The organism is Klebsiella sp. PK01 (assembly GCF_057624675.1).
Map to the genome: position 1 here is coordinate 243,674 of NZ_JBYEZM010000002.1, position 17,008 is coordinate 260,681.

Genomic DNA, 17,008 nt, shown 5'->3' on the forward strand with positions numbered 1-17,008 from the left:
TTAAATGCCTTCGGGCTCAAGATGAATTCATTCCTGGGTTAATATAGTGGGATACATTCATTCCCGAACGTAATAAATGCTGATAAAAACACCCTCAATCACGCCGACGAAGAAGATTACCGTTCATTCGGTCAGTTCGCCAACGCCGCATGCGCACTATCAGCGCTGTACGCAGTGCGACATGCTGTTTCGCATACCGGTTGTGAAAAGAAATCAATGCGCCTGGTGTCCGCGGTGCAACGCGAAAGTACGCGACGGCCGCGATTGGTCCCTCTCGCGGCTTGCCAGTATGGCGTTTACGATGATGTTGCTGATGCCGTTCGCCTGGAGCGAGCCGCTGCTGCGTTTGCATCTGCTCGGCGTGCGCATTGACGCTAACGTCCTGCAGGGGATCTGGCAGATGACCAACCAGGGCGACCCCATTACCGCCGCGATGGTGCTCTTCTGCGCCGTGGTTGCGCCCGTCCTGCTGGTGGTATCCATCGCCTACCTTTGGCTTGGCAACGTGCTGGGGATGAACCTGCGTCCGGTGCTGCTGATGCTCGGGAAACTGAAAGAGTGGGTGATGCTGGACATTTATCTGGTCGGTATAGGCGTCGCCTCCATTAAGGTCCAGGACTATGCCTTCCTGCAGCCCGGCATCGGCCTAATCGCGTTTATCGCGCTGACCCTACTCAGCATCCTGACGCTCATCCACATGAACGTTGAAGAGTTGTGGGAGCGTTTTTATCCCGAACGACCGGCAATGCGCTACGACACCAATCTTCAGGTTTGCACCGGCTGTCACTATACCGGTTATCGCGACTCCCGCGGCCGCTGCCGCCGGTGCCATACTTCGCTGCATCATCGCCGGCCGCAAAGCCTGCAGCGTAGCTGGGCGGCCCTGATTGCGTCGCTGGTTTTCCTGCTGCCGGCCAACCTGCTGCCGATATCGATAATCTACGTCAATGGCTCGCGCCAGGAAGATACGATTCTTTCGGGCATTATTTCACTTGCCAACAGCAACGTCGCTATCGCCGGCGTAGTGTTCATCGCCAGTATTTTGGTACCATTCACCAAAGTTATAGTGTTATTTACCCTGCTGGTCAGCATACAATTCAAATGCGAACAGGGGCTACGTACGCGTATCCTGCTGCTGCGGCTGATTACCTGGATCGGCCGCTGGTCGATGTTGGATCTGTTTGTTATCTCATTAACCATGTCGTTGATAAACCGCGATCAGCTCCTGGCTTTTACCATGGGGCCGGCGGCGGTGTACTTCGGCGGCGCGGTGATTTTAACTATCCTTGCAGTTGAATGGCTGGACAGCCGCTTACTTTGGGACGCTCATGAGTCAGGAAACGCCCGCTTCGCCGACTGAAGCCAAAATAAAAACCAAACGTCGTATCTCGCCATTCTGGTTGTTGCCGGTCATCGCGCTAATGATTGCCGGATGGCTCATCTGGACCAGCTTTGAAGGCCGGGGAACGACGATTACCATCGATTTCCAGTCCGCAAACGGGATTGTTCCGGGGCGTACGCCTATCCGCTATCAAGGGGTAGAAGTTGGTACGGTACAGGATATCTCTTTGAGTAAGGACCTCAGCAAGATCGAAGTTTCCGCCAGCGTGAAGAGCGATATGAAAGACGCGCTGCGCAAAGACACCCAGTTCTGGCTGGTGACGCCAAAAGCTTCACTGGCCGGTGTTTCCGGGCTGGATGCGCTGGTCGGCGGTAACTATATCGGCATGATGCCGGGCAAAGGCGAACCGGAAGATCACTTCGTCGCCCTGGATACTCAGCCAAAATACCGCATCAACAACGGCGAACTAATGATTCATCTGCAGGCGCCGGATCTCGGCTCGCTGAACAGCGGCTCGCTGGTCTATTTCCGTAAAATTCCGGTTGGCCGGGTGTATGACTACACGCTCAACGCCAACAATCAGGGGGTGACGATTGATGTATTAATCGAGCGTCGCTTCACCAATCTGGTGAAAAAAGGCAGTCGGTTCTGGAACGTCTCCGGGATTAAAGCCGACGTCAGCCTGAGCGGCGCCAAAGTCCAGCTGGAAAATCTCTCCGCGTTAGTTAACGGCGCCATCGCCTTTGACTCGCCAGACGACTCCAAAGCGGCGGCGCAAAACGACGAGTACAACCTGTATGAGGATCTGGCGCACAGCCAGCGCGGCGTGCTGGTGACGCTGGAGCTGCCCGACGGCGATGGGTTGAAGGCGGGCTCTACGCCGCTGATGTACCAGGGGCTGGAAGTGGGTCAGTTAACCAAACTCAATCTCAATCCCGGCGGTAAAGTTAGCGGTGAGATGACCGTCGACCCGAGCGTGGTCACCCTGCTTCGGGATAAAACGCTGATTCAAATGAAGAAGCCGAAAATCTCGCTGGATAACCCAAGCGTCAGCGCCCTACTCACCGGCAACACCTTCGAACTGGTACCCGGGGACGGCGAACCGCGCAATCACTTTATGGTTATGCCAGCCGATAAAGCGCTGCTGGATGAGCCTAACGTCGCCACCGTGACGTTATCGGCGCCGGAAAGCTATGGCGTTTCCGCCGGCCAGCCGCTCATGCTGCACGGCGTGAAAGTGGGCCAGGTGCTGGAACGCAAGCTAACCGCAGAGGGTGTCACTTTCCAGGTCGCCATTGCGCCGGAGTATCGCAATCTGGTACGCGGCGATAGCAAATTTGTCGTCAACAGCCGCCTTGATGTGAAAGTTGGGCTGGATGGCGTGCAGGTACTCGGCGCCAGCGCCAGCGAATGGGTTGATGGCGGGATCCGCATCATCCCCGGCGAAAAAGGGGAAATGCAGAGCCGCTATCCGCTGTATGCCAACCTGGAAAAAGCGCAGGAAAATAGCCTTAGTGAAATCCCAACCACCACGCTAAGCCTTTCTGCGGAAACGCTGCCCGATGTGCAGGCAGGCTCGGTAGTGTTGTATCGCAAATTCGCCGTCGGCGAGATCATCTCGGTGAAGCCGCGCAGCAACGCATTCGATATCGATCTGCATATCAAACCGGAATATCGCCATTTGTTGACCAATAACAGCGTCTTCTGGGCCGAAGGCGGCGCAAAGGTAAAACTCGACGGTAATGGGCTAACCGTGCAGGCGTCACCGCTGGCGCGCGCGCTGAAAGGCGCCATCAGCTTCGATAACCTCAGCGGCAGCAGCGCCAACGCGCGCTTGAACAATAAGCGTATCCTGTACGCCTCCGAAACCGCCGCCCGCGCGGTGGGCGGCCAGATCACGCTGCACGCTTTCGATGCCGGTAAAATGGCGGCGGGTATGCCGATTCGCTACCTCGGTATCGACATCGGCCAGATCCAGTCGCTGGAACTGATCACGGCAAAGAATGAAGTTCAGGCCAAAGCGGTACTTTATCCGGAATATGTCGGCACCTTTGCCCGTGCCGGGACGCGTTTCTCGGTCATTACGCCGCAGATCTCTGCCGCCGGCGTTGAACATCTGGACACGATTTTCCAGTCTTATATCAACGTTGAACCCGGCCGTGGTTCGCCGCGCCGCGACTTTGAGATTCAGGACACCACCATCACCGACTCACGTTACATCGATGGCCTGAGTATTATCGTCGAAGTGCCGGAAGCCGGTTCGCTCGATATTGGTACGCCGGTGCTGTTCCGCGGCCTGGAAGTGGGCACCGTGACCGGGCTGACCCTGGGTTCAATGTCCGACCGCGTAATGGTTAAGCTGCGTATCAGTAAGCGTTATCAGTACCTGGTGCGCAACAACTCGGTGTTCTGGTTGGCTTCCGGCTATAGCCTCGACTTCGGCCTGATTGGCGGCGTGGTGAAAACAGGTACCTTCAACCAGTTTATTCGCGGCGGTATTGCCTTTGCCACGCCGCCGGGAACGCCGCTGGCGCCGAAAGCGCAGGATGGCAAGCACTTCCTGCTGCTGGAAAGCGAGCCGAAAGAGTGGCGCGATTGGGGAACGGCGCTACCTAATTAATTCCCAATGTCCCATAAACGCCCCGGTGTCCCGCTCCGGGGCGTTTATGGTAAACTGCGCACCCTTTTTTCTTGTGGTGCGCTGCTCGTGGCTCAAAACGCTGTCTATCTTCCGGAACCCTTCCTCGCTCAAATGCGTGCGGCTATGCCAACGCATCTCTCTTTCGATGACTTTATCGCCGCCTGCCAGCGTCCGCTGCGTCGCAGTATCCGCGTCAATACGTTGAAGATTACGGTCGCTGATTTTCTGCAACTGGTCGCCCCTTACGGCTGGCAGTTAACGCCGGTTCCGTGGTGCGCCGAGGGTTTCTGGATCGAGCGCGATGACGACGATGTATTACCGCTGGGCAGCACCGCCGAGCATCTGAGCGGGCTATTTTATATTCAGGAAGCGAGCTCGATGCTGCCGGTAGCGGCGCTGTTCGCCGATGGGAACATGCCTGAGCGAGTGATGGACGTCGCCGCCGCGCCGGGTTCCAAAACGACGCAAATCGCCGCTCGCATGGGCAATCACGGCGGGATTCTGGCTAACGAATTCTCCGCCAGTCGGGTGAAAGTGCTGCACGCCAATATCAGCCGCTGCGGCATCACGAACGTTGCCCTCACCCACTTCGACGGGCGCGTCTTCGGCGCCGCGCTACCCGAATGCTTTGATGCCATTTTGCTCGACGCCCCCTGCTCGGGCGAAGGGGTAGTGCGTAAAGATCCTGATGCGCTAAAAAACTGGTCGCCAGAAAGTAATCAGGAGATTGCCGCCACCCAACGTGAGCTCATTGACAGCGCCTTTCACGCTCTGCGTCCTGGCGGCACCCTCGTTTACTCCACCTGTACACTGAACCGTGAAGAAAACGAGGAAGTGATAAACTGGCTCCTGCAGACCTACCCGCAGACGGTAGAAGTCCTGACGCTGGATTCACTGTTCCCACAGGCCCGCGAGGCGCTCACCGACGAAGGCTTCCTGCACGTGTTCCCGCAGATTTTTGATTGTGAGGGTTTTTTCGTTGCCCGCCTGCGTAAAACCGCCTCTATCGATCCGCTGCCTGCGCCCGGCTATAAAGTGGGTAAGTTCCCTTTCGCGCCGATGAAAGGACGTGAGGCAGCGGCTGTCACCGCAGCCGCCAACGCCGTTGGCCTGCATTGGGGAGAGCATCTTCATCTGTGGCAGCGTGATAAAGAAATCTGGCTGTTCCCACAGGCGCTGGAAGCGCTAATCGGCAACGTCCGTTTTTCGCGCATCGGGATCCGCCTCGCTGAAACGCATAACAAAGGCTACCGCTGGCAGCATGAAGCAGCGATCGCGCTGGCCGCGCCAGAGGAGCCGTTTGAGCTCACCTTAGCGGAAGCGGAAGAGTGGTATCGTGGACGCGATGTCTATCCCGAGGCGCCGCCGCGGCAGGACGAAGTGATTGTCACGTTCCAGGGAACGCCATTAGGACTTGCCAAGCGTGTGGGATCGCGGTTGAAAAACAGTTACCCCCGCGAACTGGTGCGCGACGGCAAACTCTTCGCTGGAAAGTCGTGACCGCGCGCCAAAAAGCGCACTTTTTGACTGGCGATTTACTCCCCGTTGTCTACGCTGAAAAATGACGGCCTAACTGGTCGTACCACAACTCAGCAGACAAACGGGGTGAATGATGAGTAAAACTAACGTACGAATCGGCGCGTTTGAGATCGACGACGCCGAGCTGCATGGCGAGTCACAGGGTGAGCGAACGTTAAGCATTCCTTGCAAATCCGATCCTGACTTATGCATGCAATTAGACGCCTGGGATGCCGAAACCAGCGTTCCCGCCATTCTTAATGGCGAACATTCTGTGCTTTACCGCAAACATTACGATCGCCAATCCGATGCCTGGGTCATGCGCCTTGCCTGACTCAAATGAACCCGTCGCCTGAGACGGGTTATTTATATCCCTCCCCCGCTGCGCTAACTTCCCCTACACTTACCTTATGTTCATTCGCTAATGAGGGCGGGATGTTTGCCTTAGTATTATTCATTTGCTATCTGGACGGCGGGTGCGAAGACATCGTAGTGGATGTCTATGATAGCGAACGACAATGCCTCGTCGCTATGGACGACCAACGAATTCGCCAGGGAGGCTGTTTCCCGGTAGAAGATTTTATCGACGGCTTCTGGCGACCGGCGACGGAATACAGCGATTTTTAAGCGGCTCACTGCAGCTGCACCAGCGTTAGCTCTCCGCCAAACACCGCGCCGGTGTCAATGTAGTGTTGGTTATCGCTATCGTAACGGCGTTTAAGCGGCGTATGGCCAAACCAAAAGTGATCCGCCCCGGCAATCTCACTGTGCCGCCCCGCCAGATGATCGGTTAAACGCTGGCGGCCCCAGAGCACCTGATGTTCGTCCACGGGCAACTGCCAATGATAAACGCTGGCGGGATAGTCGGCATGGGCAATCACGTGGGTGGTATCCTGACAGCGGAGTTCAATGATTAACGGCACATCCCGGCAGCGGTTAAACAGCAAATCAGCCAACCGTTTCTGTTCTTGTGAGGCGGTTGGATACCACTCGCCACCGTTCATCGTCCACAGTGCCATTTCCCCGCTCGCCAGCGCATCCAGCGCCATTTGCTCATGGTTACCGCGCACCGCTCTGAACCACCGGCAACGCAGCAACCCCAGACATTCCACGCTTTGCGGCCCACGGTCAATCAGATCGCCAACAGAAATAAGAAGATCCTGCCAGGGATCAAATTTAAGCTGGCGCAGCTGGGACATTAATAAAGCAAAACAACCATGTAGATCGCCCACCAGCCAAATATTACGCCAGGTGCTACCTGCCAATCGCTGATACATATTTCACCCCCTCTGTTAATTATACAAAATATGTCTGAAAACGAGGTTGAAAATTCATACGTCAATCAACGTTAAACAAGGCGTAAATATAGTCTGGCGAACCATTAAGCTTGTCCCGCGAGATCCGTAAAATAAAAATAAAATAATGACGAGGTATGACATCGTGACGGACAATAGCCTGCATTCATCATGCACACTGCAGCAACGCTCAAATTTGATTGCCGATCTCGTAATGGGGCGTATCACGCCTGCGCCAATCTGGCAAAAACGCAACTTTCGGCTCAAATTCTTGTTGCGTACGGCATTATTTTATCAGCCGACCCGAGAAATGCTGGACACCCTTTCGGCACGTAGTGATTTCCGCCAACTGTTGGCTGCGCAGGCTACGCTTCCAGGTAAAGTACATCGTCAGTATTTAGTGCGCGATCTAAACGCGCGTCAGCGTTCCCAGGCCATCATCAGCCACTATCAGTACGTCGACTCGTTGGGCGAAAACCGGCTGGCGATGGCCATGATATCGCCGTCAGAACTACCGTTACTGACCCTGTCCGCTAAAGATGATGCGGCCTTTACGCTCTTTGCCTCGTCAGCCGGGAAAGCAGAGCGGGAAGGTGAAACCACCCTTTGGCTTCGCGATAGCCATCACCAGTTGTTGGCCAGCGCCACGTTTAGCGTAATGCGCCACCAAGGGCAGTGGCAACTGGTCATCGGCGGCCTGCAGGGGCCCCGCCGCCATGTTTCCCATGAGGTGATTAAACACGCGACCCGCGCCTGTTACGGCCTGTTCCCTAAGCGCCTGCTGCTGGAATTCATCTGGCTGTTGGCCGGCCAAAGCAATATTCAGGCTATTTACGCCGTTAGCGATAATGGCCACGTGTTCCGCGCGCTGCGCTATCGCTTAAGCAAAGGCCGGCACTTCCATGCCAGCTATGATGAGTTCTGGCAATCAATTGAAGGTGTGCGTGAGGATAGTTACCGCTGGCGCTTGCCGCTGAAACTGGAAAGAAAATCGCTGGAAAGTATCGCAAGCAAGAAGCGTGCCGAATATCGCCGCCGTTTCCAGCTAATGGATGAGATGGCCGTACAGGTGGCTAATCTGCTAAGTGTAAAATAAATATTCACGTCTTATTACGAAAAAGATTCGCCGTTTTAAATAACGGCGTTTTCATTTGTACATTCTTTGGTTAATATCGTGGCCTGTTGATAATCGGTTTAAGTTGGCCATTGACCCATGAGTAAAACTGAGATTTTCCTGCTGCTGGTTATCCTGCTTATTTTAGGTAGTGCCCTATGGTTTATTTTCAGTGACGAGATATGGGTATTGGTCAGCTATCTGGAAACGTCACTTTATCCGGCACTGATCGCGCCAGAATAATTCTCCATATTGCTCGTGGCCGAAAACTTAGTTCAATTATTAACAACTTGCAGAATTACGACGTCGATTAGCCGAAGAACCGCATTAATTGTAAAACATTCCATCATTGCCTTATTTCATTTGTCATACAAATATGTATACTGACGACTTCCGATGTAGACCCAATTTTCACCTGCACCATGGGTCTGGTTGCGTGCAGGTGTCTTCTTTTCTGCTGTTTTTATATGCTCATCCCTACCAACTTTTTCCCTGGCATTTCGCTAAAAATATGCGCTAACACGACAATTGCAAAAATTGTACACAGTCCCCCCTTCCCCACCTCGCCACACACAGAATTTACAACGCTCAAAACACCTAAAAACCAATAATAAAAATAAAAATTCACAAAATATAAAGCATAAAACACCATAAAAACACTAAATATAAGTTCATTGTAAAAAAATAAGCATTTTTCCAGAGAGCGATTATATGTTGATTAATGGGATTAATCTCATGCTCACAAAAACAGGGTTTTACTTAGCGGCTTTCAATCCAGAGGTTCATCATGAACGTCAACACTATTTCGCGCATTTTGCTTGGCGGCTTTATCACAACAGCGCTTCTCGTTCAGGCGCCATGGGTCACTGCAGCTGGGCTAACCACAGGTACATTGACGGGTCAGGTCGGGGTGCAATTGACTATCGGCTCGGGCTGTACCGTCACCAATGGTTCCAGCGCAAGCGGCGTAAACAACTGGGGTACCATTGATTTCGGCACCTATAGCGATTTGGTTAACGCCATAGATAGCAATCTGATTGGCAGCGGCGGCGCCAGCGCTGTCTCTATCGTCTGTAGCAATAACCTTCCCGCGACGCTGACATTGAATAACGGCCAGCATGCAGGAACAAACGGACTGCGCCAAATGCAAAGCGCCGACGGCGATCAAATTGCCTACCGGCTTTACTCAAATAGCACCCGTCAGGCCGAATTTACCAGTGCCGGTATCGGCATCACGGGGACAGGTAGCGCGCAGGAAATCCCAATTTATGCCCGAGTGCTGCCGGCGGACCAAGGAGGCGTAACCGCCCCTGCTGCGGGCTTCTACCAGGACATGGTCACCGCGACATTAACCTGGTAACACTGTGGAGAAATGGATGTCATGTCGCGCACAATTTGGCTACTCATATTCTTTTTTTGGACCACAGCCGTCTGGGCTGACACCGCGCAGAAAACCTTCAAGGTTACCGCCCAGATCACGACCGGCTGCCTGCTTGGCAACGGAACAGGAACACCTGGCGCTGATTTTGGCACCTTAAATTTTGGCTCCATGTCGTCGCTTTATAGCAATGTTGATGTCGCCAGCTCCGCTGGCGCTGGCTCAATCGTCGTCGCGTGTACGCCGGGGATGGCGATCTCGCTGGCGCTTGACTACGGTGTCAACGGCGGCTCCGCGGCCCAACGCTATATGTCCAATAGCACCGGCAATACGCTGGCTTACCAGCTTTTTCAGGATGCTAACCGCTCTACCGTTTGGGGGACCGGCGCTCAAGCTTACAGCGTCGCCTCATTCCCCAACACGACACAAACTTATACGGTTTATGGCCGCCTTTTTGCCACGAATGGCTTTCCGGCGCAGGGTTCATACAGTGATACCGTTACGGTCACGCTGACCTATTAAAATAAGACAGGTTGAATATGATTCGTCGTTGTATTGTTGTTTTGCTGGGTTCAGCAATAAGTACTAACGCCTGCGCCGCCAGCTCGGTGCTGGTCTGGCCTATTTTTCAAACCATCAGCGCCAGAGAAAAAGGCTCTGAACTGTGGCTGGAAAACCGCGGCGATACGGCGGTCAATTTACAGCTACGCATCTTCGGCTGGGATCAAAAAGAATCGAAAGATGTTTACGCCGATCAGAATGACGTCGTCTCCAGCCCGCCCTTTGCCAATGTGCAACCCGGCCAGCGTCAACTTATCCGCCTGATGCGCGTTTCGCCAGTCGCCAGCGGCCAGGAAAAATCATACCGTATCGTGATTGACGAAATCCCCGCGGCGCAACCGATAAAACAGACAGACAAAAGCTCCGCCGGCCTGAATATGCGCATGCGTTACGTACTGCCTCTGTTCACCTATGGACAGGGTGCGGATCCGTTGAAGCTGGAAAACGGCATAGAGCTGCTACGAACCACGTTAAACTGGTCGCTTAGCGGTCAGAATCTGTGCATTAACAATGCCGGGAATCAACACGCCAGGTTGAGTAATGTCTACTGGTCAACATCAGCAGGAAAGCCGCAGATCGAACAAACTCAGGGTTTACTGGGGTATGTGCTGGCTAAACGTCGCGTCTGTTTCCCGACATCAGGCCGCGCGGCGAACGCATCCGGGATGCGCCTGTTTGCGAAATTGACTGATAATAGTCAGGCGGTGGAAATCCCGGCAGCGCGTTAACCATGAGGCTTCTGATCGGAATCGGTGGTCTGCTGGCTATTGCTTCGGCAACGGCCTGGGCGGCTACCTATGATTCGTTACCCGCACCTGCGACCGCACCAGGCACACAACAGGAGTACGTGCTGTATCTCGGTATTTCCGTCAACGGCAACACGCCTGTGGGTACCGTGCCGGTGAAAGTGATTAATGATCGTTATTGGATCTCCGCTGCGGTACTCAAGCAGATGTGGATCCCGGTTCCCGACGGCAAAACGCTGGTTGACGTAGGAGAGATAGCGGAGGTCAAGGTCGTTTACGACCAGCCCGGCCAAATGCTGAAATTAACCGTTCCGGATAATTGGCTGCCGGAGCAGCATATCGGTAATAGTCGCGAGCAGGAGTATCTGCAGGCGATCAGTACCCCTGGGCTGTTGTTTAACTACGATTCCTATAGCCTGGCTTCTTCCGCCGGCGAGCGAACCACCAGCACCTCGACGGAATTTCGCCTTTTCGGCCCAGCCGGTGTGTTTTCAAACAATGCGGTGATCAGACAGAACTGGTCGTCTCGTCACGACGATAGCCAACAGGGCTATATTCGCTACGATTCGCTGTGGAAATATAGCGACCCGGAAAGTCTGCTCAGCTATCAGGCGGGGGATGTGGTAAGTAATGCTTTAACCTGGAGTAGTTCAGTACGTGTTGGCGGTATTCGTCTCAGCCGTAACTTTGCGGTACGCCCGGATCTTATCACCTACCCTTTGCTCAATCTTTCCGGTAGCGCGGCGGTCCCCTCCAGTGTCGATCTCTTTATCAACGGCTATAAAGCCAGCTCAACGCAAATTAACGGAGGTCCGTATACCCTGACTAACGTGCCGTACATTAGCGGCGCTGGTGAAGCAACCATCGTCACAACCGATGCTCTTGGCCGTCAAGTCTCTACCAGCGTTCCTTTTTACGTCTCAAACACCCTGCTGCGCCAGGGACTCAGCGATTTCGATTTTACCCTCGGCGCGTTGCGTAATAACTACGGCATTAAAAATGCCGACTATGGCGCTGGCGCCATCAGCGCAATTTATCGCTACGGTTTAACCAACTGGCTCACGCTGTCAATGCATACAGAAGATCGGCAAGGATTAACTAATGGCGGGGTCGGCAGCGACATCGCTATTGGCGCGCTGGGTACGCTGAGTCTGTCCGCCAGCACGAGTAAGGGCGATGGGCAGGGTGACCAGTATTCCGCTGGTTATTCGTATTACGGCAATATCTGGGGGATTAACTATCAACATATTCAACGCAGCGAGAATTTCGCTAATCTCTCCAGCTATCGATCGACGGTAACGCTCAGTCGTCAGTCAGACCAGGCAACATTAAGCCTCAGCCCATGGGGAAAAATACTGGGTTCATTTAGCCTTGGTTATTTCGATATCCAGGCGCAGGATGACAGCCGCACCCGCCTGATGAACTTATCCTGGAGCCGTAGCCTGTGGCGAAATAGCAGCTTCAACATCAGCATTAACCGGGATCTGCAGGCAAATACTTATTCCAGTATGATGCAGATAACCATTCCTTTCGACAGTTTCGGCTCATTGCAGTTAAGCAGTCAGCGCGCCAGCTCCGGCGAATGGGGGCAAAACGTCGCCTACAACCGCTCCGCTCCCGCAGACGGTGGATTAGGTTGGAATTTGGCCCACTCCGTTACCGGAGATCGCTATAGTCAGGCGGATTTAACCTGGGTAAATGATGTTTCAACGTTAAGTGGCGGTTATTACGGTTCCCAGCATGATAATCAGGGCTGGTTTGAAGCAGCTGGTTCGGTGGTGTTGATGGATAGCAGCCTGTTCTTCGCGCGCAGGATCAGCGATGCGTTTATCGTCGTCTCGACCGCTGGCTATCCGGATGTCGCAGTTAATTACGAAAACCGTAAAGTCGGAACGACCGACAAGAGTGGCCATCTGCTAATCCCGTGGGCCACCGCCTGGTATCCTGGCAAAGTGACCCTCGACACCTTACCGCTGCCCACGGACGTTGAGGCTAAAGTCGTAGAAAAACGAATTGCGATACGGGAATCCAGCGGCGCGCTGGTGGATTTCCCGGTCACCCGCGTCCGTTCCGCTTCGATTACCCTGGTCGATGAAGCGGGCAACCCTCTGCCGCCAGGCACGTCGGTTGAAGAAGTCAGCAGCCAGCAATCGGGGCTGGTTGGTTACGACGGACTGGTGTGGTTCAGTCATCTCACTCAACACAACAAATTGGTTATTCACGCTGCCAGCGGCGTGTGTACGGCGCAATTCGAGTTGCCGGAATCAACGCCGGTACCGCAACGTATCGGCCCGATTAGCTGCCATTGAAGAATAAGGATAGAAAATTGAAACATCTGTTTTTACTGTGCGCGCTATTCTTTCTGCTTTGTGCAACGGCGCGCGCGGATATTAGTTGTTCATTTCAGCTCTCAAACGATGCAAGTTTTGGTTCTGTTGACTCCTTTACGCTGGCAAACACTCAGCAAACGGTCAAATCGGGGTCTGGTTTTTCCTGTTCCGGCAGTGCCCTATCGCTACTCAGTACAAATACGATAAACGCCAGGATTCTTTCCTCCGATCATCCCTCGGGCACCACGCCCCAAATGATGAGCACCACCGGTACCGACGTGGTTCCTTACAACATCTGCTCAGATACCAATTGTTCGGAAATTTACAATATTGGCTATACCAAAACATGGAGTATCACTTCACTCATCGGCCTGCTTGGGTTATTTAATGCCAGCGACGGTTCGCTGCCTTTGTATTTGAAGATCCCGGCCGGACTCAACGTACCTGCGGGTACTTATACCGACACCATTAGTATTCATTGGGATTACCGGATTTGCGTTTCCGGCATTATTACCTGCAACTATGCCACCGGTCAGCAAACCGTCACGCTGAATGTGAAGCTAATTGTTACCAATTTCTGTTACATCGATAATGCTCCTGATGTCGCCTTTACTCCGGCGTCAATTCCTTCAAGCTTTACCACGCTTAGCAACAAACTTTCCGTTCGCTGTACTAAAAACGCAACCTATACCGTCAACCTCACCAGCGCCAATGCCCTCGCTGGCGGATGGCGGCAGCTTATTGCGAGCATTAACCAGGTGAATTACGGGTTGCAATATCAGTTTTATCAGCCTTCAGGCAGTGCATGGACGCCAACCAATAATCTGAGCGTCAGCGGCACCGGCGCATCACAGGATGTAAACTACACAGTACAGATAAATCCCAGCCAGACCAGTAAACCCGCAGGAGTATATACGGATATCGTCACCGTCACCGTGACCTATTAAGAACGGTACAGGATTCCGGCCAGCATGTCTGAACTCGGCCATTAACGGGACAAATTTTATGTAAAAATAATGTTAAGAGTGTTTTTGTTGTGATATAAGGGGAAAAGCTGAGCGTTCGGCCGTTTGGGCAGTCAAAAATGGATATTATTAACTCGCTGAACTTCAGATAAAAAGAGACCGAACACGATTCCTGTATTCGGTCCAGGGAAATGGCTCTTGGGAGAGAGCCGTGCGCTAAAAGTTGGCATTAATGCAGGCTAAGTCGCCTTGCCTTATAAGAATAGTTGACTGTGTCAGCTTTTCCAGTCCGCGACAAAAGCGGTTGAAAAATTGCTGACAAAATCCGTTGCGCCAACAAAAAACCGCCGCGTTTTTCCACAAGACGCAGGCGGTTTTTTATCTTTAAAACAACGTGATATAGGTAATTATCAGCAGAGCTTTTGCGCTCGTTCGATAAACGGCGCCAGACTCATTTTTTGCCCCGGATGCTGCGGATCGTCAGCCAGGATGATTGAAATCGGCTGCGCGGTAGTCTTACCGGCCTTCACTTCCTGCTCGGCGACATCATTCAGCGGATACTGCACCAGGGTGCTCGGGTTAATCACATAAAGCGCATTACCCGGGCGGCAGGTTAACATCACCTCTTCGCGGGTGAAGGCCCAGTTGTCTTTACCCACTTCAAAACGGCTCACGGTAATCACCTGTGGCGCCGCCAGCGCGGCGCCTGAGCTTGCCAGTAACAACATTGTCAGAACGATTTTTTTCATCATTTAGCCAGTTAACTCAATTAGGTTGCCAGGTCGCGAACAGGCTGACGGCGAGGATCGCCAGCGCGGCAAGCGCCATTTCCAGCTGTGTAGTGCGTAAAATAGTCCGTTCCGCCCATGCGCCTTCGCCTGACATTCGCGGTACCAGAACATACCTGTTCACCAGCGCAATTGCTACCATCGCGGCGACCAGCGCACATTTGAGCAACAACATCGCTCCCCACGGTGAATCGCCAATCAGCCGCCCCTGTATTAATAGCGTATTGCCAATTCCGCTGGCAATCGCGCCAGCCACGGCCAGATGCCCATAACGTGAAAAACGCATCATGGTGGTTATCGCTACCTGACGCCAGCGCCCGCGCGCCAGCCGCAGGCAATAGACAAATGGCAACAGCCCGCCGGCCCAGGCAGCGACGCAGAACAGATGTAGCGCGTGATTGGTGCGCTGTAGCGCGCCGAGCCAACCGTCGTTCATCGCCGCATGCCCCACGCCGGCCATTAACAACAACTGCGCGCAAAATAGCAGTAACAGAAGACGCGCCGGGCGGCGTGGTTTGAGCCACGCCACCGCCAGCGCAATCCACGCCAGCACCATTTGCCAAAGCCAGACGCCGCCGAACTGCGTCCCGATAACAGCCCTCCAGATTGCAGGTCGCCAGACATCCCCCCAGCCATCGGCCATCAACCCGCCTTGTGCCATCAGCATCAAGGTGGCTGAAATAGCGCTAATCATTAGCAGGTAGCGCAGCAAAGGATAAAAACGCTGCATCAGCAGACGACGCAGCGAGGCTGGCGCCCACCATGCGCCGTACAGCGCGCAACCGAAAGCCGTCATCAATGAGATGAAGTGGACAAACCGCAGGCCGACATACACTCCCGTCAGCATGGTTTACTTCACGCTGAAGTGGTATTGCCCTTTGGTCTTATGGCCGTCAACGGAGACCACATGCCACGCTACGGTATACTCGCCCGCCGCCAGCGGTTCAGTCAGCGGCAGCGTTAATTGCGCCTTATTACCGTCGCTGCGGGCCAGCTTGCCGGTAGCGACAGGTTTATTCTGCGGGCCGCTGAGGGTCACACCGCTGAAGGAGAGCTCGACGCCTTCACTAAACGTTAACGTGAGCGACTGCGGCGACGCGGAGACCGTCGAATCGGCCGCCGGGATTTGTTGTTGCAGATGAGCATGAGCAAAAGCGCTGGCGGTGGTTAACATAGCGCTGAAAAATACGGCGGCGTATAGCGCGCGTCCGGCGATGTTTCGCATAAACGTCATTCCTTTTTGTTATGTATGTTGGACAGAGAATAACCCTGTATAATGGCATAGTCGAGCTAAGCATCCGGGACTTGCCTTTCAGCGTCACGCTTAGTAACTTTTGCGCCGTAATGAAGGAGGTACTGATGGCAAATAATCTGGCAAAAATTTCGCAAGATGAAATGGACAAGGTCAACGTTGATCTCGCGGCGGCCGGCGTCGCCTTTAAAGAACGCTACAATATGCCGGTCGTTGCCGACCTCGTCGAGCGAGAGCAACCGGCTCACCTGCGCGACTGGTTCCGTGAACGTCTGATCGCGCACCGTCTGGCATCCGTGTCACTTTCCCGCCTGCCGTATGAACCGAAAGCAAAATGATTGATCATTCCTTGAGGATCCCCCCATTGGCATCCGCCGCGCATTCCTTTACGCTGGTGTTTTTGGCGAGGAGTAAGCCATGCTGCGCGTAATCGATACCGAAACCTGCGGTTTGCAGGGCGGCATTGTCGAAATTGCGTCCGTCGATATCATCGACGGCCAGATAACGAATCCCATGAGTCATCTGGTGAGACCTGACCGCCCTATCAGCCCGCAGGCGATGGCTATCCACCGCATCACTGAAGAAATGGTGGCCGATAAGCCCTGGATTGAAGAAATCGTACCGCAATACCAGGGCAGCCCATGGTATGTCGCCCATAACGCCAGCTTTGATCGCCGGGTATTACCGGAAATGAACGGCGAGTGGATTTGTACTATGAAGCTGGCGCGCCGCCTGTGGCCGGGGATTAAGTACAGCAATATGGGGTTGTATAAGTCGCGCAAGCTGAGCGTAGCCACCCCGCCGGGTTTGCATCACCACCGCGCGCTGTACGACTGTTATATCACCGCCGCCCTACTGCTGGATATCATGCAGGTTTCCGGCTGGTCACCGGATGAAATGGCCGACATTACTGGCCGACCGGCGCTACTGACTACCTTTACCTTCGGCAAATATCGCGGCAAAGCGGTGTCGGAAGTGGCGGAAAACGATCCAGGCTATTTACGTTGGCTGTTCAATAACCTGGACCGAATGAGCCCTGAACTGCGGCTGACCCTCAAACACTACCTTGGCGAGTAAC

General features: G+C 53.9%; 18 protein-coding genes. 14 read left to right on the top strand and 4 right to left on the bottom strand.

The annotated features are described in order from the left end of the window. The first annotated feature begins 76 nt into the window (after window positions 1–76). The 5 genes from yebS (at window position 77) to AC22LX_RS06435 (ending at window position 6,128) form a co-directional block, all read left to right on the top strand. The gene (gene yebS, locus AC22LX_RS06415) at window positions 77–1,360 is read left to right on the top strand and encodes a membrane integrity lipid transport subunit YebS (protein WP_045390370.1); all 1,284 of its coding nucleotides are present in this window, start codon (window positions 77–79) and stop codon (window positions 1,358–1,360) included. Beyond that, a complete protein-coding gene (locus AC22LX_RS06420) occupies window positions 1,329–3,962 on the top strand; it encodes a PqiB family protein (RefSeq protein ID WP_045390368.1) in 2,634 nt (877 codons plus the stop codon). Before yebS ends, AC22LX_RS06420 begins: the two co-directional genes overlap by 32 nt. Before the next feature lie 87 nt (window positions 3,963–4,049). Further along, window positions 4,050–5,483, top strand: a complete 1,434-nt coding sequence (gene rsmF / locus AC22LX_RS06425; RefSeq protein WP_487333882.1) for a 16S rRNA (cytosine(1407)-C(5))-methyltransferase RsmF — start codon at window positions 4,050–4,052, stop codon at window positions 5,481–5,483. A gap of 112 nt (window positions 5,484–5,595) precedes the next feature. Then, complete coding sequence (locus AC22LX_RS06430) at window positions 5,596–5,835, top strand: YebV family protein (protein ID WP_015705939.1); 240 nt, start codon at window positions 5,596–5,598, stop codon at window positions 5,833–5,835. A 101-nt stretch (window positions 5,836–5,936) separates the two neighbouring features. Beyond that, the gene (locus AC22LX_RS06435; protein WP_045376105.1) at window positions 5,937–6,128 is read left to right on the top strand and encodes a YdfD/YebW family protein; all 192 of its coding nucleotides are present in this window, start codon (window positions 5,937–5,939) and stop codon (window positions 6,126–6,128) included. A 5-nt stretch (window positions 6,129–6,133) separates the two neighbouring features. Here AC22LX_RS06435 and pphA read toward each other — a convergent pair whose 3' ends face one another. Beyond that, on the bottom strand, window positions 6,134–6,778 hold the full coding sequence (gene pphA, locus AC22LX_RS06440; RefSeq protein ID WP_487333883.1) for a protein-serine/threonine phosphatase: 645 nt from the start codon (window positions 6,776–6,778) through the stop codon (window positions 6,134–6,136). 145 nt (window positions 6,779–6,923) lie between these two features. Here pphA and AC22LX_RS06445 point away from each other — a divergent pair, with 145 nt between their 5' ends. The 7 genes from AC22LX_RS06445 (at window position 6,924) to AC22LX_RS06475 (ending at window position 13,872) form a co-directional block, all read left to right on the top strand. Continuing rightward, entirely contained in the window at window positions 6,924–7,892 is a 969-nt protein-coding gene (locus AC22LX_RS06445; protein ID WP_049060165.1) for a VirK/YbjX family protein, read from the top strand. A 117-nt stretch (window positions 7,893–8,009) separates the two neighbouring features. Next, window positions 8,010–8,153 carry an Ecr family regulatory small membrane protein gene (locus AC22LX_RS06450; RefSeq protein WP_113771553.1) on the top strand — a complete coding sequence of 48 codons (144 nt, stop codon included), beginning with the start codon at window positions 8,010–8,012 and terminating at the stop codon, window positions 8,151–8,153. Between the two features lie 544 nt (window positions 8,154–8,697). Then, on the top strand, window positions 8,698–9,270 hold the full coding sequence (locus AC22LX_RS06455; RefSeq protein ID WP_047045315.1) for a Csu type fimbrial protein: 573 nt from the start codon (window positions 8,698–8,700) through the stop codon (window positions 9,268–9,270). A gap of 21 nt (window positions 9,271–9,291) precedes the next feature. Continuing rightward, window positions 9,292–9,810, top strand: coding sequence for a Csu type fimbrial protein (locus tag AC22LX_RS06460; protein WP_045390353.1), 519 nt, complete (start codon window positions 9,292–9,294; stop codon window positions 9,808–9,810). A 17-nt stretch (window positions 9,811–9,827) separates the two neighbouring features. Beyond that, entirely contained in the window at window positions 9,828–10,577 is a 750-nt protein-coding gene (locus AC22LX_RS06465) for a fimbrial biogenesis chaperone (RefSeq protein WP_487333884.1), read from the top strand. A 2-nt stretch (window positions 10,578–10,579) separates the two neighbouring features. Then, window positions 10,580–12,904 (top strand): fimbria/pilus outer membrane usher protein, encoded by a 2,325-nt coding sequence (locus tag AC22LX_RS06470; protein WP_487333885.1) that lies wholly within the window; start codon window positions 10,580–10,582, stop codon window positions 12,902–12,904. A 17-nt stretch (window positions 12,905–12,921) separates the two neighbouring features. Beyond that, window positions 12,922–13,872: a Csu type fimbrial protein gene (locus tag AC22LX_RS06475; RefSeq protein WP_049060939.1), complete on the top strand. Its 951-nt coding sequence runs from the start codon at window positions 12,922–12,924 to the stop codon at window positions 13,870–13,872. A 428-nt stretch (window positions 13,873–14,300) separates the two neighbouring features. On the opposite strand, the gene AC22LX_RS06480 is transcribed toward AC22LX_RS06475, so the two are convergent. From AC22LX_RS06480 to yobA, 3 genes are read right to left on the bottom strand one after another with little or no spacing between them, the layout of a single operon-like run. Continuing rightward, window positions 14,301–14,642 carry a YebY family protein gene (locus tag AC22LX_RS06480; protein WP_072251410.1) on the bottom strand — a complete coding sequence of 114 codons (342 nt, stop codon included), beginning with the start codon at window positions 14,640–14,642 and terminating at the stop codon, window positions 14,301–14,303. Between the two features lie 13 nt (window positions 14,643–14,655). Further along, window positions 14,656–15,525: a copper homeostasis membrane protein CopD gene (gene copD, locus AC22LX_RS06485; RefSeq protein WP_045390338.1), complete on the bottom strand. Its 870-nt coding sequence runs from the start codon at window positions 15,523–15,525 to the stop codon at window positions 14,656–14,658. Window positions 15,526–15,528: 3 nt separating this feature from the next. Further along, window positions 15,529–15,903, bottom strand: coding sequence for a CopC domain-containing protein YobA (yobA, locus tag AC22LX_RS06490; RefSeq protein ID WP_045390336.1), 375 nt, complete (start codon window positions 15,901–15,903; stop codon window positions 15,529–15,531). Window positions 15,904–16,037: 134 nt separating this feature from the next. Between yobA and AC22LX_RS06495 the strand changes: the two genes are divergently transcribed. Beyond that, window positions 16,038–16,268 (top strand): DNA polymerase III subunit theta, encoded by a 231-nt coding sequence (locus AC22LX_RS06495; RefSeq protein ID WP_015366007.1) that lies wholly within the window; start codon window positions 16,038–16,040, stop codon window positions 16,266–16,268. A 79-nt stretch (window positions 16,269–16,347) separates the two neighbouring features. Beyond that, entirely contained in the window at window positions 16,348–17,007 is a 660-nt protein-coding gene (gene exoX / locus AC22LX_RS06500; RefSeq protein ID WP_045390333.1) for an exodeoxyribonuclease X, read from the top strand. Window position 17,008 lies beyond the last annotated feature (1 nt).